At 49.2% G+C, this 22169-nt stretch carries 18 protein-coding genes and 1 other annotated feature; of the genes, 6 read left to right on the forward strand and 12 right to left on the reverse strand.

What is annotated here, in order from left to right; all coding sequences use genetic code 11:
- Positions 1-50: 50 nt before the first annotated feature.
- Positions 51-2042, reverse strand: coding sequence for a sensor domain-containing diguanylate cyclase (locus WDY75_RS21550; RefSeq protein WP_036636546.1), 1992 nt, complete (start codon positions 2040-2042; stop codon positions 51-53).
- Positions 2043-2572: 530 nt separating this feature from the next.
- On the opposite strand from WDY75_RS21550, the gene rpsD reads away from it, so the two are divergent.
- Positions 2573-3175, forward strand: coding sequence for a 30S ribosomal protein S4 (rpsD, locus tag WDY75_RS21555; RefSeq protein WP_063479023.1), 603 nt, complete (start codon positions 2573-2575; stop codon positions 3173-3175).
- Between the two features lie 154 nt (positions 3176-3329).
- On the opposite strand, the gene tyrS is transcribed toward rpsD, so the two are convergent.
- Positions 3330-4583: a tyrosine--tRNA ligase gene (gene tyrS / locus WDY75_RS21560; RefSeq protein WP_063479022.1), complete on the reverse strand. Its 1254-nt coding sequence runs from the start codon at positions 4581-4583 to the stop codon at positions 3330-3332.
- Between the two features lie 53 nt (positions 4584-4636).
- Positions 4637-4914: a binding site (T-box leader), on the reverse strand.
- A gap of 144 nt (positions 4915-5058) precedes the next feature.
- On the opposite strand from tyrS, the gene WDY75_RS21565 reads away from it, so the two are divergent.
- A complete protein-coding gene (locus tag WDY75_RS21565; RefSeq protein ID WP_036636545.1) occupies positions 5059-8166 on the forward strand; it encodes a penicillin-binding protein 1A in 3108 nt (1035 codons plus the stop codon).
- A gap of 236 nt (positions 8167-8402) precedes the next feature.
- On the opposite strand, the gene acsA is transcribed toward WDY75_RS21565, so the two are convergent.
- Entirely contained in the window at positions 8403-10127 is a 1725-nt protein-coding gene (gene acsA / locus WDY75_RS21570) for an acetate--CoA ligase (RefSeq protein ID WP_036636544.1), read from the reverse strand.
- 285 nt (positions 10128-10412) lie between these two features.
- Between acsA and WDY75_RS21575 the strand changes: the two genes are divergently transcribed.
- Positions 10413-11045, forward strand: a complete 633-nt coding sequence (locus tag WDY75_RS21575; RefSeq protein WP_006209193.1) for a GNAT family N-acetyltransferase — start codon at positions 10413-10415, stop codon at positions 11043-11045.
- Between the two features lie 112 nt (positions 11046-11157).
- Here WDY75_RS21575 and WDY75_RS21580 read toward each other — a convergent pair whose 3' ends face one another.
- The 4 genes from WDY75_RS21580 to WDY75_RS21595 form a co-directional block, all read right to left on the reverse strand.
- Positions 11158-11859: a 5'-methylthioadenosine/adenosylhomocysteine nucleosidase gene (locus WDY75_RS21580; protein ID WP_063479021.1), complete on the reverse strand. Its 702-nt coding sequence runs from the start codon at positions 11857-11859 to the stop codon at positions 11158-11160.
- A gap of 116 nt (positions 11860-11975) precedes the next feature.
- Entirely contained in the window at positions 11976-12986 is a 1011-nt protein-coding gene (gene ccpA, locus WDY75_RS21585; protein ID WP_006209191.1) for a catabolite control protein A, read from the reverse strand.
- A gap of 93 nt (positions 12987-13079) precedes the next feature.
- A complete protein-coding gene (ytxJ, locus tag WDY75_RS21590) occupies positions 13080-13427 on the reverse strand; it encodes a bacillithiol system redox-active protein YtxJ (protein WP_063479020.1) in 348 nt (115 codons plus the stop codon).
- Between the two features lie 95 nt (positions 13428-13522).
- Positions 13523-13984, reverse strand: coding sequence for a hypothetical protein (locus WDY75_RS21595; protein ID WP_051449084.1), 462 nt, complete (start codon positions 13982-13984; stop codon positions 13523-13525).
- A gap of 266 nt (positions 13985-14250) precedes the next feature.
- Here WDY75_RS21595 and WDY75_RS21600 point away from each other — a divergent pair, with 266 nt between their 5' ends.
- Positions 14251-14778, forward strand: coding sequence for a type 1 glutamine amidotransferase domain-containing protein (locus tag WDY75_RS21600; protein ID WP_006209188.1), 528 nt, complete (start codon positions 14251-14253; stop codon positions 14776-14778).
- 139 nt (positions 14779-14917) lie between these two features.
- Here the strand turns inward: WDY75_RS21600 and ptsP are convergent, their stop codons facing one another.
- The 4 genes from ptsP to aroA all read right to left on the reverse strand — a co-directional run bounded on the left by ptsP (position 14918) and on the right by aroA (position 20524).
- Positions 14918-16681, reverse strand: coding sequence for a phosphoenolpyruvate--protein phosphotransferase (ptsP, locus tag WDY75_RS21605; RefSeq protein WP_006209187.1), 1764 nt, complete (start codon positions 16679-16681; stop codon positions 14918-14920).
- Positions 16678-18561, reverse strand: a complete 1884-nt coding sequence (locus WDY75_RS21610) for a glucose PTS transporter subunit IIA (RefSeq protein WP_006209186.1) — start codon at positions 18559-18561, stop codon at positions 16678-16680. The genes ptsP and WDY75_RS21610 overlap by 4 nt, the downstream gene beginning before the upstream one ends.
- A gap of 197 nt (positions 18562-18758) precedes the next feature.
- Complete coding sequence (locus WDY75_RS21615) at positions 18759-19181, reverse strand: CoA-binding protein (protein ID WP_006209185.1); 423 nt, start codon at positions 19179-19181, stop codon at positions 18759-18761.
- A gap of 50 nt (positions 19182-19231) precedes the next feature.
- A complete protein-coding gene (gene aroA, locus WDY75_RS21620; protein ID WP_063479019.1) occupies positions 19232-20524 on the reverse strand; it encodes a 3-phosphoshikimate 1-carboxyvinyltransferase in 1293 nt (430 codons plus the stop codon).
- A gap of 169 nt (positions 20525-20693) precedes the next feature.
- On the opposite strand from aroA, the gene WDY75_RS21625 reads away from it, so the two are divergent.
- Positions 20694-21002: a rhodanese-like domain-containing protein gene (locus tag WDY75_RS21625; protein ID WP_006209183.1), complete on the forward strand. Its 309-nt coding sequence runs from the start codon at positions 20694-20696 to the stop codon at positions 21000-21002.
- Between the two features lie 110 nt (positions 21003-21112).
- Here the strand turns inward: WDY75_RS21625 and WDY75_RS21630 are convergent, their stop codons facing one another.
- Positions 21113-21616 carry a shikimate kinase gene (locus WDY75_RS21630; protein ID WP_063479781.1) on the reverse strand — a complete coding sequence of 168 codons (504 nt, stop codon included), beginning with the start codon at positions 21614-21616 and terminating at the stop codon, positions 21113-21115.
- A gap of 219 nt (positions 21617-21835) precedes the next feature.
- On the opposite strand from WDY75_RS21630, the gene WDY75_RS21635 reads away from it, so the two are divergent.
- Entirely contained in the window at positions 21836-22168 is a 333-nt protein-coding gene (locus WDY75_RS21635; RefSeq protein WP_006209181.1) for a hypothetical protein, read from the forward strand.
- Position 22169: the final 1 nt, after the last annotated feature.

Raw genomic sequence — 22169 nt, forward strand, 5'->3', positions numbered from 1 at the left:
GACATTATTCAGATTACAAAAAAAACCCTGCAGCCACAGCTGCAGAGTTGTTAGTCCAAAGCAATCTCGGCTCCCGCCCTCTCCACGACGATCCGGTTGCGCCCGCTATTCTTCGCTTCGTACAGCGCCATATCCGCTCGATAGAAGAGCGATTCCACACTGATCTTGTCGTTGGTCCAGTTCCACTCGGAAACGCCGCAGGAAACCGTGACTCTCGGATCGGTCTCTTCCGCCACCCTTAAACGAATACGCTCAGCTACCTGCACTGCCTGTTGAATGCCGAGTCCTGGCAAATACACCGCCAGTTCCTCGCCGCCCCAACGGGCAGGAATATCGCTGTGTCGAATGGTACTTTTCACAATGCTGCTGACCTGCTTCAGGATCTTGTCGCCTCTCTGATGGCCAAACGTATCGTTAACCAGCTTGAACTCATCGATATCCACAACAATCAGAGAACCGCAAAAATCTCGGTTTTGACATTCATGAATCATCTCATCAAGATAATGTCTTGCATACAGTTCAGTCAGCATATCCCGATTCGCCATTCGTCGCACCTCGGCATGCAAAAAGGCATTCCCGATTGCCAGACCGATATGGCTTGTAAGCGCTTGAAGCAGACGATAGCTGTCATATGAGAAATAATGCCGCTTCGCGTGTGTTAAGAGAACCACGCCCCGAACCTCGCCGTTAACCGTCAGCGGAGTTGCAATCATCGAGCTTGAATTCGTGCTGTCCATCAGTCTCGACTCCGCCGGACGTTCTTCATGATAATCCGACAGAATGAGCGGCTCCTTCGAATGATAGACCAGACCGCCCAGACCGTAATCCTTCTCAAAGACCTCCTTCGCCAGCCACTCGGCGTTGCAGGACACCACTTCAAGGCCGCCAAGCTCCTCGTTGTATATCAGAATGCAGCAATAATCCGCCTCCAGGATTTTGAGCAGCTCATGGTTGGCAAATTGGAATATTTCCGCCAAATGCAAACTTTTGTTCAGGCGCTGCGTCAGCTCATTAATCATACGGAGCTCGTGGATCATCAGGTTGGACTGCTCGTACAGCTTGGCATTCTCAAACGCTGTACCCGCCGCATCGGCCATCATGCCGAGCAATTCCAAATCCATGTCCGGCAGTTCGGATTTGTCCACTTCCACGTGAAGCACGCCGTAAACTCCTTGCTTGCCCCCCATTGGAATCCCGATCTCCACTATAGGATGAGGAGGCTCATGTTCACGGATCGTCAAGGTGCCTTCCATAAATGTTCGGACGTAGACCTCCTCCTGCCAGTGATGGAGAAGCAAGGGACGCACCAGCGGATGCCCGCTTTCATGATCCTGGGACATAAACAATTCGACTTTCGCCCTAGGATACAGAGCCAGGACACTATCAATGGCCTCAATAAGCACGTTGTCCACATTAATCTGAACATGCATCCGCTTTACATACTGAAATAAAATGGAACGGCGATGAACTTCGCGCTCCGCCTGGGAATGAACTTTCTCCAGATCATCAGCAAATATGTATTCGAGCTGGCGATAGAAGCAGGAGCGAAACAACAAGGCATGACTCTCTGCCAGCATAAGCGACTGCTCCTGTTCCATGGCATCTGTAGAGACGCAGACCAGCACCCCAAACAAATCGCCATGAACACGGGTGAACAGCGGAACAGAGCATAGCACTCTCCCCTCAAACGACTCCTTACCCATACCTGCCGCGGCTTCTTTAGCAATCATAGTATGCGATAGCGTATCGTCTTCACTCGCATAAAGGTATTCTCTTATTTCAGGTGCCCCTGTCAGCCAAGTCCCCTCATGAGAAAGAAGGGCCCAGCTGAATTTCTTCATCGCTTGTGTGCCTGCACTTTCTCTCTGCCACTCCATATAGCTGTCTGTTATGAGAGGCTGAAGGTAAGGGAAATCATGGGGTGTAATATCCAAGCCCTGAAGCCAAAGACAAGGCTCATTTCCCGGAATAGGCCCGGAATCATTGAACATGACCACAGAACCGGGAGAGCTTTCGTACACTTTCCGTTGTTCTTCTGACATATTGGGCGCTCCTTTGCACCATTATAAAAGGCCTATCCAAGACTGGCGTTCCGATTCATAATGTAAGGATCCATTAGTGCTGCCGCTTTTAGATTGCGGTAACCCAGCTGTTCAACATGTTGGGGAGTATAATCACCGAAAACGTTCCGTTATGTAACTAGATAAATGCGACTACTTAATTCACTAATATCTTACTCTTTTCTACCCATTTTTGCATTAAAATTTATGCGTTTTTCACAATATTTTTAGGTCCATGGTCCTATCGACAAATTTAGACAAAAAACAAGAAATGGTAAGTTACAGGTTGAACTTGACTTTATATCATTACTTCATATAATATTTATTGTTGAGTAAGAATGCAATGCATTCGATGAATTTGGGCGGGTTGTGTCACCCTCACGTTATTTGTTACTGACAGGACAGCGGCTGAACTTTCCTGACAGATCTTCCGGAAATCACGGGTTAGAGTAAACAAATACGGCGCAAATAGAGCCCTAATGAAACTTTAATTAAAAAGGAGTCTATATAACATGGCACGTTACACCGGTCCTAAATTTAAATTAAGCCGTCGTCTGGGAATCTCCCTGAGCGGTACAGGTAAAGAATTGGCAAAACGCCCTTTCCCTCCAGGTCAGCATGGTCCTAACCAACGGAGAAAAGTAAGCAACTACGGTATGCAGCTTCAAGAAAAGCAAAAGCTGCGTCACATGTACGGCTTGGGCGAGAAGCAATTTAAAACCCTGTTTAACAAAGCAACTAGCATGAAAGGTATTGCTGGTGAGAACTTCATGTTCCTGCTTGAGAGCCGTCTGGACAACCTGGTTTACCGTCTTGGCTTCAGCAACAGCCGCGCAGGCGCTCGTCAATTGGTTGCTCACGGTCACGTGACTGTGAACGGCAAGAAAGTCGATATCGCTTCTTACGCTGTAAGCACAGGCGATGTTATCGGTCTTCGTGAAAGAAGCCGCAGCCTCTCTTCCATTAAGGAAGCTTTGGCTAACCGTGTACATCTTCCAGCTTACATCGAGTTTGATGAAGCTTCAATGGAAGGAAAGTACATCCGTCTTCCAGAGCGTTCCGAACTTTCCCAAGATATCGACGAGAAACAAATCGTCGAGTTCTACAACCGTTAAGATTAACGCAGAACTCAAAAAACCTGAAGGCTCCTGCCTTCAGGTTTTTTTATGCCTAAATACGGACCCTCTTGATTCATCCGATACCCAACAGAGTGTAAAACCGTCTTGTGTCTTTTCTCTCTGTGATCACGTACTTTACTGTGCCTTTGTTTTAAGAAAGCTTTAATCTGGCAAATTTACGTTTGCCCACCTGAATAATATCGCCATCTTGAGGAGTGATTTCACCATAGATGTCAGTCCATTTCTCTTCATTCCATTTTACAGCGCCCTGCTGGATTGACCGCCTGGCCTCAGCGTTCGAAGCCGCAAAGCCAAGTTGCGTAAGCAGCTTGATCAAACCAATCTTGCCGTTCTCCAGTGTCTCTTCGGCTACAACGAAATCCTCAATCTCTTCAGGCAGAGCATGCTGCTGGAAGACGGTTACAAAATGCTGCTGGGCAGCATCCGCTGCTTCCATTCCATGATACATACGTACTAAAGTGTGCGCCAGCCCCATTTTGGCATCCCTAGGATGTACACTTCCGTCCTGTAGCCCTGTCTCCAGCTTGTTCAAATCCTCGCTTCTTACATCGGTAGCCAGCCTATAGTATTTCAGCATGAGCTCATCCGGAACGGACATGGTTTTGCCATAAATTTCGTTAGGTTCTTCATCGATTCCGATGTAATTGCCCAGGCTTTTACTCATCTTCTGCACGCCGTCAAGTCCTTCGATAATCGGCATTGTGATCGCAACCTGCGCCTCTGTGCCATACTCCTTCTGCAAAGTACGCCCCATCAGCAGGTTGAACTTTTGATCTGTACCGCCAAGCTCTACATCGGTCTTAAGCGCAACGGAATCCATTCCTTGCATCAGCGGGTAAAAAAACTCGTGAATACTGATCGGCAGCCCGTTTTGGTAACGTTTAGTGAAATCATCACGCTCCAGCATACGTGCAACGGTTACCTTTGCCGACAAACTGACAACTTCTGCAAAAGTCATCGGTGCGAGCCACTCGGAATTGTAGTATATCTTTGTTTTATCAGGGTTCAGCACTTTGTAAATTTGTTTTTTGTACGTTTCCGCATGATGCTTCACTTCTTCTTCCGACAACTGCTTACGCGTTTCGGATTTACCGGTTGGATCCCCGATTCGGCCGGTAAAGTCGCCAATGATGAGCTGCACCTGATGACCAAGCTCCTGAAACTGGCGCAGTTTCTGCAGCACGACGGTATGGCCTACGTGAAGATCCGGCGCAGACGGGTCCATTCCCAGCTTCACACGCAGCGGCTCGCCGGTTACGACCGATAGCATCACCTTATATTTCATCTCATCTTCCGGAACGATCTCCACGGCCCCACGGGAGATGACCTCCATCTGACGCTCTACCTCCTGCCTCTGTACCATTGACAATAGTTCCCACTTCATGTTCCATTACGCCTCCTCATCTATTATGAAACGCAAAAAAGCCCCTTCTCATCCCAAGGGACGAGAAGGAGCGCTCGCGTTACCACCCTAATTAAAACCCGTCTTCACACAAAACCTTCGCGCAAAAAAACGGATTTTCACTTCATTACCATAACGGAATTGTCATCCCGGAACCGGACTACACAGCAGCTGTGCACCAAATACGCAGCTCTTATTCCCCCGGACAGCTCTGGACGGTAATTCAAAGGGGTATCGTTATCGGTTTGCACCAGCCACCGACTCTCTGAAACGATAGGATCCGCCTTCTACTGGAGTCCTTCAACGCTTTTTTCGATATGAACTTTGCATTATTTGTAACATAGGCTTTGCGAAAAAGTCAAACTTCCTCAAAAAAGGACACGCTATACGTGTACACATGATTCAAAACCTTCGATTTATGCTATAATAGGTGCGTTAAAAGGAGGAGTATACATTCATGGTTGAGGAGAAAAAACAGGAGCCTGAGAAACAGAAAAAACCGCGCAAACGGTCCTTTCTGCGGGTTTTCGGATCCGTTATCGGATGGCTCTTTGTGGTAGGTCTGATGGGCGCTTTGTTCGCCGGAGGAGCCGTAGCCGGCTATGTAACCTCTATCGTTGAGAATGAGCCAGTAAGATCAAGAGCGCTCATCGAGAACACGATGAACGATAATGCCATAACCGGCTTCGCCTACTTCGCGGATGGCTCACCGATAGGACAGCTTAGAACCGAAGAAGACAGACGACCGGTGGAGTTCAAGGAGCTCCCCCAGCTTGTTAAAGATGCCGTCGTATCTATAGAAGACAACCGGTTTTATACACATAAGGGTGTTGACATAAAAGGTACAGCTCGCGCCGTAAAGGAACGTGTGCTGAATGAGCCGGTCCAAACCGGCGGCAGTACCTTGACACAGCAGCTCGCCAGGCTAACTTTCCTAAGTCGCGATAAAACCGACAACCGCAAGGTTAAGGAAATGCTGCTGGCCATGCGTATGGAACGTTTTTTAAGTAAAGATCAAATTCTAACAGCTTACTTGAACAAGGTTCCTTACGGTAACGGCTCAAGCGGATACCAGTTGTTCGGCATCAAGGCCGCCGCTCGAGGGATATTCAACATCAACAATTTGAATGACCTGAACGTTGCTCAAGCAGCATATTTGGCAGGTCTTCCGCAGCTTCCATCCTCCTACTCTGCCTTCAACGGCAAGGGAGAATTTGATGAGAAGGCATTCAACCGCGCGGTGAACCGCCAGCACCGGGTATTGGCGAGCATGCTCGAGGAAGGCAAGATAACCCAAGCTCAATATGAAGAGGCTAAAGCATTTGATATCAAACAATCACTTGCCCCTCGCACGCAGAAGGCTTATGTGACTTATCCTTATCTCATGATGGAAGTAGAACGCCAAGCATCGAATATTCTGATGAAACTGGGTCAGGAAGCGGATGAGAACGCAAAAGGCGCCCAAGGGAACTCAGAGCTTATGGATGCTTCCAGAACTCAGCTGAGTACTGGCGGTTACCGTGTTTACACAACGATTGACCGTACATTGTACAAAACGATGCGCACCATTGCGGAGGATGATAGCAACTATCTCCCTGACAGCGCGGAAAAAGGAATGGAACAGACCTCCGCCATGATGATTGACAACAAAACCGGCGCCATTCTCGGTATGATCGAGGGCAGGGATTTCAACACCGAACAAATGAACTATGCTACGCAAATGAAACGACAACCTGGATCTGCCATGAAACCTATTGCCGCCTATTTACCGGCACTGGATTCAGGGGCACTCCAGCCTGCGAGCGTAGTCGATGATTCACCCATCATATTAAAAGACTACAGCAAGGTGTACCACATCCCTAAAAACTCGTACACCGGGTATAGAGGATTGATGACAGCCAGGCAGGCACTCAACGATTCGACCAATACGGTGGCACTCAAACTGTTTAACAACACGGTCGGCATCGAAAAGGCTTGGGAGTTTTCCAAGAAGCTAGGCATCACTACCTTGGAGGAAGACGATTATAATGCTTCAACCGGTGTACTGGGGGGATTGCATTACGGAGTAACGGTAGAAGAACTTACCAATGCTTACAGCGCCATCGGTAACCAGGGTAAATTCACCGATGCATTCATGATTGAAAAAATCGTGGATTCCAAAGGAAAAATCGTCTACAAGCACGATGTAAAGCCGGAACAGGTATTCTCCGAGCAGACAGCGTATCTCATGACGGATATGCTTCGAACCGTTATTACGAACGGTACAGGCAGCAAGGTTAGAGACAATTACAAGAAATTTAATGAAGTTCCGGTTGTCGGTAAAACGGGCTCCACCCAGAATTACGGGGATGTCTGGTTTATGGGTTATTCGCCTGACATTACACTCGGAGTATGGGTCGGATACAAGGAGCAAAAAAATACTCTGGTTGGCGATCAGCGCAAGCACGCCCAGGCCATTTGGGCAAGAATCATGAACGAAGTGACAGACGTCAAGCCGGACCTGTTCCCTACCAAAACGTTCGAGAAACCGGAAGGCATTATCTCCAAAACAGTCTCCGCATACAGCGGTAAAATACCGACGGCATTAACGGACAAATTCGTAACGGATCTGTTCAATGCGAAGTTTGTACCTACTGAAAGCGATGACGGTGTCGCAAAGGCGAAATATATCACTTACCGGGGTGTAAATTACATTCCGCAGGAAGCAACGCCGCTTGATATGCTCAGGGAGCAAATCGTAATCAAGCGCGAGAAACCGCTTGATGAATTGATTGTTGAGCTGCAGAATGCCCTGAAAGTCATGAAAGGAGATAAGCGACCTCTAGAATCTTATCTTCCACAAGACGCAAAGAAAGGCATGCCAAGCAAGGTCGACCCAAGAACCGATGATGGCAAAGCCCCTACTCCACCGAAAAATGTACATTATTCGATGGGCAGCGGCTCGATAAGCTTTAATGCCAGCGGATCGCCTGACGTTGTCGGATACCGACTCTTTAAATCCATTAACGGCAGTCCGTATACGCATCAAGGTCAGGTTATCCTTGGCGACGAAAGCCTTGTCTTCTCAGGCCTTGGGGCTAACGGCATGTTTGCCACGTATTATGTTGTAGCCGTTGATGTAGCCGGGAAAACATCCGAGCCAAGTGCAATTGTGGGGGGTACCACACCAGGATTCCCTCTTCCAGGCGAAACTGGAACGAATCCTGATGATACCATCGACAATCCGGATGACGGGATCACGGAGGAAGATCCCAATATCGATCCTGGACTCGGGAATGAAGGTGCTTCAACCGTACCGACTGCACCGGGTCAGCCGACCCTGGTGGCTACTCCTGAGGGCTTCTCGGCCAGCTGGAGCGGCAATGCTCCAGAGGAAGAGGTAATGGTCTACAACATTTACATCAGTCCAAATAGCGACGGCAACTACCAAATTCTTGGCTCTAGCAAGAGTACGGAGTTCTACTATTCCTCTGGTGGTCCGATAGGCGGTACCTATAGAATTACTGCTGTGAATCCGATCGGTGAATCCCCGGCTTCACCGGCCGTATATTTTGAGAAGAAATAGTTGCGTTAAATAGAAAGCCAGTCCCTCTTACAGATTACCTGTTCGAGGGGCTGGCTTTTTTGTTAGAATCAGTTCATCGTATCTTCTCTGAACACAGAACGCATATAACAGAAGTTACTACTTGCTGGATCAGGTTGACGGGCCTCTATAAGTTTATGCTTCCTTATCTCTTAAAAAGGCTGAGAACGAGCATGGTCGAAACCGTGCTCATTCCCAGCCCTGCATCGATTCTTAGCTTAATCTTCAATCGTGGACAGATCACCTGTAGGAAGATCCAGCTCCCACGCTTTCAGTACGCGGCGCATAATCTTACCGGAACGTGTCTTCGGAAGTTTATCCTTAAACTCAATTTCCCGAGGGGCTGCGTGAGCAGATAATCCTTCCTTCACAAAACGGTAAATTTCATCCTTGAGCTCCTGAGAAGGAGTATATCCTTCACGCAAAGAGATAAAGGCCTTGATGATCTCGCCTCTGGTAACGTCAGGCTTACCGATAACGCCTGCTTCGGCAACAGCCGGATGCTCAACCAGTTTGCTCTCTACCTCGAACGGTCCAATCCGCTCGCCTGACGAATTGATAACATCGTCGATTCTGCCCTGGAACCAGAAGTATCCTTCTTCATCCATATACGCCGAGTCACCTGAAATGTACCAGCCTGGAATTCGGAAATATTCCTCATACTTCGCTTCGTTATTCCAGATTCCTCTCATCATGGACGGCCATGGAGTCTTAATTGCCAGATTCCCCATCGTGTACGGAGCTACTTCTCGTCCTTGATCATCCAGGATCGCGGCCGTAATGCCTGGCAGCGGGCGTCCCATGGATCCTGGCTTGATTGCCATGCCCGGATAGTTACAGATCAGCTGACCGCCAGTTTCTGTCATCCACCACGTATCATGAATACGCTGGTGATAAGCCTTGTGACCCCAACGGACAACCTCGGGGTTAAGCGGCTCGCCGACGGACAACACGTGGCGCACATTGCTCAAATCATACTGGTCGATAAGCTCCGAGCCTGCACCCATCAACATGCGGAATGCAGTCGGGGCGCTGTACCATACCGTCACTTTATTGTTTACCAGCGTGCTGTACCAATCCTGCGGACTGAAACGGCCACCACGGACAACATTCGTAACCCCGTTCAACCAAGGCGCAAAAATACCGTACGAAGTACCCGTTACCCAGCCCGGATCCGCCGTGCACCAATATATATCATCTTCCCTTAAGTCCAAAACAACCTTGCCGGTATAATAATGCTGAATCATCGCATTCTGCACATGATACACGCCCTTCGGTTTCCCGGTAGAGCCTGATGTATAGTGCATGATCAATCCATCTTCCCGCTCAAGCCATTCAAGCTCCAGATCACTGGATGCAGCTTCTACTTCTTCGAAGTAACTTACTAGCCGCGGATCCTCTTCCTCCAGTTCACCAACAACAAAAATATGCTTCAGCTCGGGCAACTCGTCTCGCTTTACACGCGACAACAATGCAGGCGTAGTGATCAGCGCAACAGCTCCGCTGTCCTCCAAACGGTCCTTCACCGCCGTCTCCATGAATGCTTCAAACAGGGGTCCAACCACAGCGCCGACTTTCAAAATCCCCAACAGTCCTGCATAGAGTTCGGGACCACGCGGCATAAAGATAAAGACCCGATCTCCTTTGCCGACACCATACTTGCGCAGCACGTTGCCGAATTTGTCGGATTGCTCTTTCAATTGTGCATAAGTAAGAGATTCCTCGCGTGAAGCATCGCTATACAAGAGAGCAACTTTGTCTCCTCGTCCCTCCGCTACATGCCGGTCAATAGCCTCATACGCCATATTCACTTTACCCGACTCATACCAAGTAAAATGTCTCTCGATTTCGTCCCATGAAAACTCGGAGCGTGCCTGCTCGTAACTCTTCATATTGGAATGTGAAACTTCACTTGGCAATATTTCGCTATGCGTTTGATTCATGATAACATCCTCCTCATTCTCATATCGTCTCCTCATAGTGGACAGCGCTTACAAAATGATTGAATGAAACATACGATTTACACATTGCGGTGGGCCGTCATGTTGTCACAGTCATCGAGTAATGAAGCCCTAGATTTCGCAAGGAAACATATCGTTAAGTACGATATAATTGTGAAGGTTTTATGTCGAAAAGATTATATCATAGCTGTTGTTTGCCTGTCATTGCTTTTCATTTTTTTATTTTTTTGCTATAAGTAGGGTATGGAATTGAAAGGAGCGTAACGGATGGAACACTGCAAGGTATACCAGTCTCATGTTTTGTTCCCTGAAGACCGCCGCCTGATCATCGAAGGCCCTGTACCTCCCGAGCAACTATCCGAACTAACCATGCACCCTGATCTCAAGGCTTTTCGTCGTCCTGGTGAGCAGCATGAAGCTTTGGTGGAAATTGCAGGCCTGCCCGAAGGCAGAATTATCATCACGAGAGACCGCAACATGATCGTAGGATATGTAACTTTTCATTACCCGGATGAGCAGGAACGCTGGTCTGAGGGCAATATGAAAGATTTAATTGAGCTGGGTGCTATTGAAGTAGCGAACGACTACCGTTCGCTGGGACTTGGGCAGCAGATGATTAAAACTGCCTTTCAAGAAGGACAGATGGAGCAGTACATCGTCTTCACCACAGAATATTACTGGCATTGGGACCTCAAGGGAAGCGGCCTTAACGTATGGGATTACCGCAAAATGATGGAGCGATTAATGAAAGTGGTCGATATGGAATGGTATGCTACCGATGATCCGGAGATTTGTTCCCACCCGGCCAACTGTCTGATGGTCAAAATCGGGCGACATGTGCCGCTATCATCGCAAGAGCAATTCGACCGCATCCGGTTCAGACAGCGATTCATGTATTAATCGATAGAATATAAACAAACTCCCCGGATTCCCCGGGGAGTTTGTTTATATTGTCCTGCACTACGCTACGATATGCAAGACTATGATAGTTTCGCTTTATACTATTTCATTGCTAGAGTCTGCCCAGCATATAATTCACGATTTCGTGAGAGCGCCTGGAAGCTTTCACTGTAAATTCGGGGAAATTGACATGCGCCGAACCGTCTGCCTTGTCCGACATGGATCTGATCACGACATAAGGCACGCGGTTCATATAGCATACCTGCGCAACGGCAGAGCCCTCCATTTCCGCGCAAGCTCCGTTTAGATCCTCGTAGAGAGTCTGGACGATTTCACGGCTGGCAATGAACTGGTCACCGGACAGTACCTTACCGATCACATAGTGATCAACAGACAACTCTTTGCAAGCTTCTTCTGCGAGCTCGATCAAGGATTGATCCGCAGGAAAATCAGATACCTCCTGATAAGGAATCATGCCACGGGCAAATCCTAACGGGGTCACATCCATATCATGCTGCATACATGAAGAGGAAATGACAATATCGCCGATATTCAGATCCGGATGCAGCGCACCTGCAACACCCGTAAACAATATTTTCGAAACGCCAAAGGAGTCAATCAAAATTTGCGTGGTGACAGCAGCATTAACCTTGCCCACCCCGCTCTTGCAAACCACAACCTGTTTGCCGTGAAGCGTTCCCGAAGCATAAGTAACCCCTGCTTTAACCGTCGTCACTTTATTCTCCAATTGACCAAGCAGCAGCTCCACTTCTTCGTCCATGGCCCCAATGAGGCCGATTACCTGTGTTGTCATACTTCGTCCCTCCTGTTCAAAAGCGCATAAAGATTTCCACCAGAAAAAGCCCCTTAAAACCAGGAGCTTTCTTCAGATTAATTCGGTGTTAATTTTAAAGCTTTGGTACTCTCTTCTTACTCGTTCACATGGCTAACCGACAGACGAAGAATCGTTTCATGCGGCAGAATCACGCGAGGATTCTCCACGTTCTCTTTCTTCATCAGCTTGGTAAGCAGACGCATCGCCACTGCACCAAGATCATACATCGGTTGAGCTACGGTTGTCAGCTGCGGACGAACCATCGAAGCCATCCGGATATTATCTACACTGATAATCGAGAAATCATCCGGTACCTTATAACCTTCATCCTGAATGCTGTGAATGGCACCAATCGCCATCTCATCGGTAGCTGCAAAAATCGCTGTTGGTTTCTTCTTGAGTCCCAGGAAGTATTTCATAGCTTCAACACCGGACTCATAGCGGTAGTTCCCGATCCGCACCAGATCCTCTTGATATTCGATGCCTGCAGCCTCAAGCGCCTTTTTGTAGCCTTGAAAACGGGCATAACCGTTAGCCGGATCCTGCAATGTACCGCTGATCATAGCGATCTCGCGATGTCCATGCCGAACCAATGTGCTAACCGCATCAAATGCCGCCTGCTCATGATCAATATCGACTGAAGGATACGAACCTCTCTCATCGCTTGTCGCACACAGAACAATCGGCACAGCCGATGTCTGGAATGCCTGGATGTGCTCGTCCGTCACAGTCCCGCCCATAAACAGCAGGCCATCCACTTGCTTCTCCAGCAATGTGTTGATAACGCGGATTTCTTTTTCCTTCCGCTTGTCGGCATTACACAAAATTATATTATAGTGGTACATGTTAGCAATATCCTCAATACCACGGGCAATTTCCGCAAATATCGAGTTCGAAATGTCCGGGATCACAACGCCGACGGTTGTGGTCTTCTTGCTGGCCAGACCTCTGGCTACCGCATTCGGACGATACCCTAAACGTTCAATCGCTTCGTATACTTTTTTCCGGGTCTGAGGCTTAACGTTCGGGTTATTGTTTACAACCCGGGATACCGTCGCCATGGAAACGCCTGCTTCGCGCGCAACATCGTAAATGGTTACCGTCAAATTCCTTCTCTCCATTGCCAATAGATTTTCATTCGTTCAATACCAATTGAATTTATGATACGACAAATTACTGCTTTGTGCAACGACACGGCACTAGATGCCGTCCAATTGAGTTTTCAGCGCTTCAGCCGTAATATGAAAATGGGATGTATGCCAGACTGGCGCTCCTTCTTTTACAAGAATAACTTGTGGCGATTCGTGTACAGTGCTCAGAGTTTCCGCAGCCTGAGTCGATATCGGTCGGTCAGCAATGACGTCGATCCATACATAGTCAATCTGCTCGTTCGGCCGGTCCTGGAGGTAAGCCTGGACTTCCTTATAAGCTTTGGCACTTATTGGGCATCTGGTACTATGTTTGAACAACAGCAAGGGCTTCTGTTCCGAAGATTCAAGCGTGTTGCGTAACTCCTCGATAGTAGTCATTTTCGTCAACGTCGCCATAGGATATACATCCCCTTCATTGTATTGAAGTTCCTATCCTCTATCCTAACAAAAAGTGCGTGAAAAATCCAACAACCGCGAAAATTTTCTGAAAATTATCTTGAATAATGACCGGAGTTTTCAGGAATGAGGGATTTTATGGCGCTTAACTGCTCAAGTCGCCCCTCCATTTGTCTCATCCAGTCATCATCGCCCATGTTCTGGGCATACCGAAACAGATCCAACAGCATGTTAATTCGGTCATCAAAAGCTTCCATGCAGCGTGACTGCAATTCTACCATAGAATCATCAACGTATGTACGGAACACTTCTCGTAGAACATAGGCTGACTCATTGACATCTGCAAACGAGACGCTTATTCGCCTGCTCTCATTGCTAATCGATGCGAGATAGCGAAGTAAATCCGGTTTAATAAGAGGTAGAAGCTCATACTTCTTGCAAGCCTGACAGGCATAAACAGGAACATGACATATTCGAGTTTTTCTTTCATGAATCAGCTTTCTTAGTTCCAACTTCATAAATTGTCCGCAGTTGCAGGTTTTGAACAAATTGCCCACCCCAAATCCTATCGCGTAATCTAAAACCAAAAGTCCCTTGACACAAATCTGTCACCTAAACTAGTTCTATTCGACTATCATACCAAAGAATCCTGCTAATTTGTGATAATGCTTTATTTACCAGATATGTTTCCAAATGTTCATTTCCGGGTCATTCCTATGAAACGCCCCTCTATCTTTGTTACAATATATACAGACTCAAGAGATGTAATCAGTCGTAATACGGATAGATCAAAACATTCGCGGAGAAAGGAGTCTGTTATAACATGAGACTGACAGGAAAAAAAGTTATAGCGCTTGTAGACGAGGAATTTGAGGATCTGGAATTGTGGTACCCTGTATACCGGGTCCGTGAAGAGGGGGCGGAGGTCCATCTTGCCGGGCTTGAAAAAGGAAAAACGTACACCGGCAAATATGGTGTTCCGGCTCAGGCCGAGTATGCATTCGAAGAGCTGAACAGCAAGGACTATGACGGGATTCTCGTCCCAGGCGGCTGGGCGCCGGACAAACTGCGCCGTTATGATAAAGTGCTCCAGTTGGTCAAAGAAATGAACGAAGACAAAAAGCCGATCGGACAAATCTGCCATGCTGGATGGGTGCTGATCTCCGCCAAAATTCTGGATGGCGTCACGGTGACCTCCACGCCCGGGATTCGGGACGATATGGAGAATGCCGGCTCCATCTGGGTGGATGAGGCGGTTGTGACCGACGGCCACATTATTTCGGCGCGCCGCCCACCGGACCTGCCGCCATACGGCAAAGCTTTTTGCGATGCTCTGGCACAGCGTGACTAGATTCCCCTTAACCTAACGATGCACAAACAGCCTCTGCATTCACTGGACCGTGAATGCAGAGGCTGTTTTGGCGTAAATATAGCTTGTCCTCCCAGAAAAGAAAACCTGAAATAAAAATTTCAACCCTTATTATGAACCTTCAAGAGGCCGTGCTGTCCGTACCGTTGGTGCCGTTCAAATAACTGCTGCGTTCCGCAAAGGCGCTGAGACGTTCTTCAACAGCGGAGCTGGTGCGCAATTTGAAGCAAGCTGCTGCCTCTCCCTTCGCTTCAGCCGCATTTGTATTCAATATGCGATGCTTCACGCGAAGCAGGGATTGCGGAGACATGCTTAAATCCTGAACGCCAAGCTCAAGCCACAGCGGAATCGCTCTCTCGTCCCCGGCCAATTCTCCGCACACACTAACCGGAATGCCAGCCTCGTGTGCCGCCTCTACCGTCGTCCGAAGCATGCGCAAGACCGCAGGATGAAACGGATGGTACATATGCGCGATCTGTTCATTCATCCGGTCCACCGCCAGCACATACTGAACGAGGTCGTTGGTGCCGATGCTGAAGAAATCCGTTTCTTCCGCCAGCAAATCCGAGATGGTGACAGCTGCCGGTACCTCAATCATGATCCCGACCTTAATGTCAGGATTGTATGCAATGCCACGACGGTCCAAATCGGCCATCGCACGCCGAAGCACGACATTAGCCTGCTTGACTTCCTCAACCGAGGATATCATCGGGTACATGATTTTGACGTTGCCATAAGCGCTCGCCTGCAAAATAGCTGACAGCTGCGTCTGAAACAGCTCCGTCCGATCCAAGCTGATACGTATGGCGCGGTAACCGAGGAATGGGTTTTCTTCTTCCGGCAGCGCGAAGTAATCCAGCTGTTTATCACCGCCGATATCCAGCGTACGTATCACGACCGAGGCTTTCCCAGCGTTCTCGGCCACCAGCTTATACACTTCAAACTGCTCTTCCTCGGTCGGGAAATTGTGACGATCCATATATAAAAATTCAGTCCGGAACAGTCCGACTCCCTTAGCCCCGTTCTTCAGCGCAATATCGAGCTCCTTGACGGAGTTCATATTCGCGGCCAGATTGAAATACGTGCCATCCTTCGTCACCGCGTCAACGGTTGCTAGGAGCTGCAGCTGCTCTTTCTTTTTCCGCTGCTGATCGCGTATTCCTTCATAACGTTCCACAATCAGGGTGTCCGGCTCCAAATACAGCAGGCCCTCGTCCCCATCCACAACCAAATGCTCCCCGGTCTGGATCGGCTTCTCCAGCTTGTTCTCAATGCCTGATACAAGCGGTATGCCAAGCGCACGAGCCATAATTGCCGAGTGAGAGGTCTTGCCACCTGTCATCGTTACTATACCAAGAACGTGGGAAGGGTTAAGATGCACCAGCTGTGACGGAGAAAGCTCCTTCGCTACCAGGATGTAGGGCTGGGTATCGGCTGGAAGCTTGACTTCGGGAGCACCGAGAAGATGCTTGAGCAGCCGGTTGCCAACATCCTTAATATCGAGCGCCCGCTCCTTCATATATTCGTCATCCAGCAGATCGAACATGGATACGAAATGATCAATCGCCTCTTTGACCGCCACCTCGGCCGCCTTGTACTGGCGTTCGATGATCCCTTGAATTTCATTCATAAATACAGGATCCTCCAGTATGGCCAGATGCGCATCAAAGATCTGCGATTCTTCGTGCCCCACCATTTCCTTGAACTCGTTCTTGATATATTCAATTTCATTCTTGGAGGTTCGTATGCCTTCATATAAGCGCTCGAACTCTTTGGCTAAATCGACAGCGTCCATTTCGGAATCGGGAAGATCCAGCTCCCAATGCGGCAGTACGAAAGCCTTACCGATCGCTACGCCTGTTGCTGCGCCAATGCCTTGTATCATGATTCTCTACCCCCAGCATTACTCTCATTTAAAACGACGGACATGACAGATGACTGTCCTCTCTTAACGGACTTGAATGGAGCATAGCTCCAAGATCTTACTTTATCGGGATTGGTGATGACCATTGGCGTGGCCAGTGATGCGGCATGTGTCTTTAGATAAGCCAGATCAAATTTGACCAACAGCTGCCCCGGTTCAACGGTATCCCCTTCCCCAACTACAGCCGTAAACGGCCCCTTCAGCTGGGAAGTATCGATGCCAATATGAATCAGCACCTCAAGCCCCTCAGGTGTTGATATCCCGATCGCGTGCATCGTCGGGTAGACATGCATCACGGTACCGTAGACCGGGGATACAAGCTCCCCTTTTTCCGGTATAAAAGCAACACCGTTGCCGACAAGCTTGGCGGCAAATATGTCATCGGGCACCTCGTCAATCGGAAGCATGCGCCCCTGTACAGGTGCACTGAACAGAACGCGCGGCAAATCCTGCTGCATCAGCTTGTTGATTTCCTCGCGGATGAGCTCGGAATAGGTCCCGAACACCACTTGCACATTCCCTCCGCCCAGCTTAATGATGCCAGCTGAACCCAGCAGTTTAAGTGCATCGGAATCAATCTGGCGATCGTTGTATACGGTCAATCTCAGACGCGTCATGCAGGACTGGACCTGAACGATATTGTCTTTGCCGCCAAGCGCCTCCAGTATGAGCGGTGCCTGGTATGGGATATCTCCCGCCCGGCCTTCCAGCGCCGAGCCTTCCTCGCGCCCTGGTGTCGGGATCTCGAAGGTACGTATCGCCCATCGGAACAGAAAATAATAGACAAGGCCGTACACGATCCCAATCGGTATGATCATCCAGGCGTTCTGAGACAAGTGAAAATTCAGCACATAATCGATAAATCCGGCCGAGTACGAAAACCCGTGATGGATATCAAATGAATAGGTAAGCACCATGGCGAATCCGGCCATCAGGGCGTGGAGCACATACAGATAAGGAGACGCAAATAAGAACGCAAATTCGATCTGCTCCGAAACCCCGGTTAAAAAACAGACAAGCGCGGACCGCATAAACGTTTTTTTCACTTTCGGCTTCAGATCTTCACGCGCTTCTTGAATGATAGCAAACGCAATTGCCGGCAGGGCAAACATCATGATCGGGAAGAGCCCGGCCATGAAGTCCCCCGCAGTCGGATCACCTGCAAAAAATCGAGGCAGATCCCCCTGAACGATGGTACCGTCTTCTGTCTCATAGGAGCCCAGCTGAAACCAGTACACATTGTTCAGCAGGTGATGCAGGCCGAACGCTGTCAGTACCCGGTACAAAATACCGTAAAGAAACAAACCGAAAGCGCCCATATGTACGGTAAGCTCATAGAACGCATCAAAACCTCGCTGTACAATCGGTGCCATCCCCAGCATGATCCATGCAAATATGGTGGAGAACAGTCCCATGAACAACAGGACAAACCGGGAGCCTCCAAAAAACTGTATGGCTTCGGGAAGTTTGATATGTTTGAACCGGTTATAAACGTAACCGGACATGACTCCAAAAATAATACCGATCAAGGTTGAGGGCTGCACACTCCCGTCACCCAGACGGGATATAACCTGATCATAAATGAACATACCGGCCAGAGCCGCAAGCCCTGCAGGACCTCCCTGATTCGAGAGCCCCCACGCGACACCGATGGCAAATAAATACGGCATATAATAAAACACACCGTGTCCGGCTGCCTGGGTAATTTCCCCCAAGATTCCGAAGCCCCACGCCGACCATGGCAGACTCCCCACGCTAAGCAGGAGAGCTGCAGCCGGAAGCGCCATTGTAGGGAGCATGACTGCTCTGCCCAGCTGCTGTAATGATCCCAACCAATTCAAGGCGAGCCCTCCTTTCTATCCTTGATGGTAAGCGTTAAGCCTGTTTTTGTCAAAAAGAAATAAGGGCCATGTCACACAGAAAAGCAAGTCCTACAAGCAGGAACAACGGCAGGTTCAGACCGTGTCCAGTCTGCTACCGGCTGCTTCAATGTAAGACTTGCTTTACTAACTCGCGATACCCTGATTACAGATTCATGTTAACGCCCGCCGAGTGCAATAGAGTCCTCCACCTTAATGCACCGGTCCATGATCGCGATCATACCGCTGCTCTCGGCGATGGCCGCAGCCTCTTCACTGATAATGCCCTGCTGCAGCCAGAGCACCTTGGCGCCGATCTCGGCAGCTTCCCGTGCGACCTCCGCGCAATATTCGCTGCGTCTGAACACATTGACGATATGGACGGGCTCCGGTATGTCCTTCAGAGACGGATAACTCTTCTCCCCCAGAATTTCAGCTGCACCAGGATTAACCGGGATGATGCGGTATCCGCGCATCTGCATTGCAGCGGATACCATATGGGATGTACGATCCGGCCGGTCAGACAGACCTACGACAGCGATATTGCCTGCATTACGCAAAATATCCGCGATTTCTTCACGTGTCGGATTTTCAAACGCCATGGTTTATGACCACCTTTCCATTCCCTTGATATGCGTAGCGGAGTTCCCCTCTATTTTACCCATTCCACATCGGCGCCAAGCGCCCTCACATGATCAAAATACTGTGGGTACGACTTCGCTACGTGATGCGCGTCCTTAATGCGGATCGGCTGCTGCGCGCGAAGACCAACCACCGTCAGGGCCATGATGACGCGATGATCATAATGGGCATTGATCTCCACGCCGCCCTCGACTCCTTCCGGCCGACCATGCACGATGATCTCAGCCTGACGTTCTTCCACATTGGCTCCCGCTTTCCGCAGCTCGTTTAAGTAATCGGTAATCCGGTCACATTCCTTGTAGCGGAGATTCTCCACATTGTAGAACCGGGAGGTCCCTTCGGCAAATACGGCTGCCGCCACCATGGCAAGAACCGCATCTGTCGCTGCGTCTCCATCAAATTCGAGCGCCTTCAGGGTACCGTTCCCCTCCACATGAACGTTACCGTTCTCATGCGTGAGGGGAACCTCCATCTTACGGAGAACATCGATAATGGCACGCTCGCCTTGCTTGCTGTCCTCCGACAGATTGCGGATCGTAACATGCGATTGCGTTACCGCTGCAGCCGCCAGGACAGCCGCAGATCCCGGATAGTCCCCTTGAACCGTGTAGGTCTTCGCTTCGTATGATTGTCCGCCAGGAACGCGGAAGAACGTATAATCCTCTGCTGCGTCTATGGTGATGCCCGCCTGCTCCAGCACTTCCAGAGTCTGACCGATAACCACCTTGGATTTCAGATCACCGGTTACGGTAATCTCGCTATCCTCGGCAAGCAGTGGGGTCAAGAACAGCAGTGCGCTTAAATACTGCGAGCTGACCTCCCCTGATACGGTGAGCTGTCCGCCTTTCGGATGTCCGCCGCGTATCGTGATGGGCAGTCTGCCCTCATTATGCTCCACTTCCACACCCAGTTGGCCCAGCGTCTCAATAAGATCATCATGAGGGCGTTTGCCAAGGGAATCGGGATAGGTATTTACGAAAGTTACTTCTTTAGACAATGCGGTGACGCCCATCAAGAAGCGCAGAACGGCCCCAGCGTTGCCCACATTCAATTCCTTCACATCGCGAGGAGATTTGCCAAAACCTGTAATGACCGCTTTCTCCTCGTCCTCCTCGATCACGGCTCCGAGATCCTGAATGCAGCGTCTCATAGCATCACTATCTTCACTGTGAGCAGGGTAATAAATCGTGCTGGTCCCTTCCGCAAGCGCAGCTACAAGCAAGTAGCGAGTGGTATAGTTCTTGGAGGACAGAGCTCCAATCTCTCCGTTCAATTTCGGTGTCGGCCTGACGATTACGTCCATGGTATGTATCTCTCCTTGTATATATTATGATGCGGATATCCTCGCTTGAATCATCCATTAGGATAAATTGACAGAGGAAGAACCGCTTGGTTATCATAGTTCATATGAAACCAGAAACTAAAGATCGATATGATCTTAAATTTTTATGATTAGAAAAGAGGTCTATATGATGAAACCGATCCCTCAGATTGAAACTTCGGAACTTAGAAGCCGGCTTCAAAACGGCGAAAATGTGTACATGATTGATGTCCGCGAGGACGAGGAAGTTGCGGCAGGCATGATCAGCGGTGCCAAGCATATTCCTATGGGCGACATTCCGAATCGCCTGGATGATATCCCGCGCGATCAAGAAGTAATCATTATCTGTCGCAGCGGCGGACGCAGTCAGCATGTGTGCGAATTTTTGAGTCACCAGGGTTTGGACAATGTAACTAACATGAAGGGCGGCATGCTGCAATGGCATGACGATGAAGAATAGGAATTCCATCAAGATGAAGGTGCGGGATGAAGATCATCCCCGCCTTTTTTTGCATAATGCTATCCACGCCATGCCTTATTACGCAAGCAGCAAGCCGATCTCTTGTCATCTTAGCCGCGGTAATGCGTTAAAATGTCAGTCGCCACTTCTTCCGCGGAACGGCCTACAGTATCGAGCATGACGTCCGCAAACAGGTATTTATCCTTCCGCTCATCCAGAATGCGCCCGACCCTCTCCTCTACATCTCCCGCAAGCAGCGGCCGATTGACATCGCCCCGAACCCGTTCCACGATACTGGCTGTATCTGCGGTCAGCGCAACAACCCAGCCGCCTTGTTTCATCGCTTCACAATTCTCCGAGCTCAGGACAGCTCCGCCTCCGGATGCAACAACAATTCCCTTCCGGAGCAGAACACTGCGAAGTGCAGCAGATTCCGCTTCACGGAAATAAGACTCTCCATCTGCCTCAAACATCTCGGGGATGGTTCTTCCATCCAGCTTCTCGATTTCGGTATCCAAATCTATTAGCGTATATCCAAGCGAATCTGCCACGAGGCGTCCTACGGTCGACTTCCCCGTGCCCATCATCCCGATCAGAATGATGTTCTTACCCATCTTATCCAAGTATCACACCCCATTTGCTGCTTCACTGTAAAGGTTGTTCATATCATACCACAGCCCCAAATCTTTCGACAATGGACCTGACTCTCTAAATCCTACATCTGCAGCAGGCAAAACTCCTATTTTAGCGAGTCTATCTCGTTCACTTGGATCATATAATTATTACAAGAATACCAGACTCACCAGACTCAAAGAAAGGAGTGAACCTCATCCATGTCTTTCCATCCGACCGGTCTGACCTCCTCGTCCATACGCATCCGCCGAATACTCGACCCATCCTATCCCTTATGTCGTGAAGACGTGATCTGGGTGCTTCATTTTGTGCAAAAAAAAGTGGCTCTGAAGGATCCGGCGCTGCTGGATCTTTCAAAGCCACGATTACTGCAAAATTTCAACAGTTATAGCGAAGCTGCGCTGCTCTTGCTCGGAAGCGGAAACCACGTCCACACAAAGAGCGACGACATTCGCACCTGTCTGTTAGAAGCCATGCACGGACTTGCTGAGCTGCGGGAAGCGATCTCCCCTTCTCAAGCCCGCACCGATTGAC

Source organism: Paenibacillus glucanolyticus (assembly GCF_037333485.1).
In the GTDB taxonomy this organism is placed as follows: domain Bacteria; phylum Bacillota; class Bacilli; order Paenibacillales; family Paenibacillaceae; genus Paenibacillus_AQ; species Paenibacillus_AQ glucanolyticus.

What these genes read in the sequence shown, in the direction of transcription:
- WDY75_RS21615 (WP_006209185.1), bottom strand. Translation starts at nt 19,181, where the DNA reads ATGGCGTTTGAAAATCCGACACGTGAAGAAATCGCGGATATTTTGCGT.
- aroA (WP_063479019.1), bottom strand. Translation starts at nt 20,524, where the DNA reads ATGGACGTAATCGTCAGGCCGACACCGAAATTGAACGGAGAGATTGGA.
- WDY75_RS21575 (WP_006209193.1), top strand. Translation starts at nt 10,413, where the DNA reads ATGGAACACTGCAAGGTATACCAGTCTCATGTTTTGTTCCCTGAAGAC.
- acsA (WP_036636544.1), bottom strand. Translation starts at nt 10,127, where the DNA reads ATGAATCAAACGCATAGCGAAATATTGCCAAGTGAAGTTTCACATTCC.
- WDY75_RS21630 (WP_063479781.1), bottom strand. Translation starts at nt 21,616, where the DNA reads ATGGGTAAGAACATCATTCTGATCGGGATGATGGGCACGGGGAAGTCG.
- ptsP (WP_006209187.1), bottom strand. Translation starts at nt 16,681, where the DNA reads ATGATACAAGGCATTGGCGCAGCAACAGGCGTAGCGATCGGTAAGGCT.
- WDY75_RS21550 (WP_036636546.1), bottom strand. Translation starts at nt 2,042, where the DNA reads ATGTCAGAAGAACAACGGAAAGTGTACGAAAGCTCTCCCGGTTCTGTG.
- WDY75_RS21625 (WP_006209183.1), top strand. Translation starts at nt 20,694, where the DNA reads ATGAAACCGATCCCTCAGATTGAAACTTCGGAACTTAGAAGCCGGCTT.
- ytxJ (WP_063479020.1), bottom strand. Translation starts at nt 13,427, where the DNA reads ATGGCGACGTTGACGAAAATGACTACTATCGAGGAGTTACGCAACACG.
- tyrS (WP_063479022.1), bottom strand. Translation starts at nt 4,583, where the DNA reads ATGAAGTGGGAACTATTGTCAATGGTACAGAGGCAGGAGGTAGAGCGT.
- rpsD (WP_063479023.1), top strand. Translation starts at nt 2,573, where the DNA reads ATGGCACGTTACACCGGTCCTAAATTTAAATTAAGCCGTCGTCTGGGA.
- WDY75_RS21580 (WP_063479021.1), bottom strand. Translation starts at nt 11,859, where the DNA reads ATGACAACACAGGTAATCGGCCTCATTGGGGCCATGGACGAAGAAGTG.
- WDY75_RS21600 (WP_006209188.1), top strand. Translation starts at nt 14,251, where the DNA reads ATGAGACTGACAGGAAAAAAAGTTATAGCGCTTGTAGACGAGGAATTT.
- WDY75_RS21565 (WP_036636545.1), top strand. Translation starts at nt 5,059, where the DNA reads ATGGTTGAGGAGAAAAAACAGGAGCCTGAGAAACAGAAAAAACCGCGC.
- WDY75_RS21635 (WP_006209181.1), top strand. Translation starts at nt 21,836, where the DNA reads ATGTCTTTCCATCCGACCGGTCTGACCTCCTCGTCCATACGCATCCGC.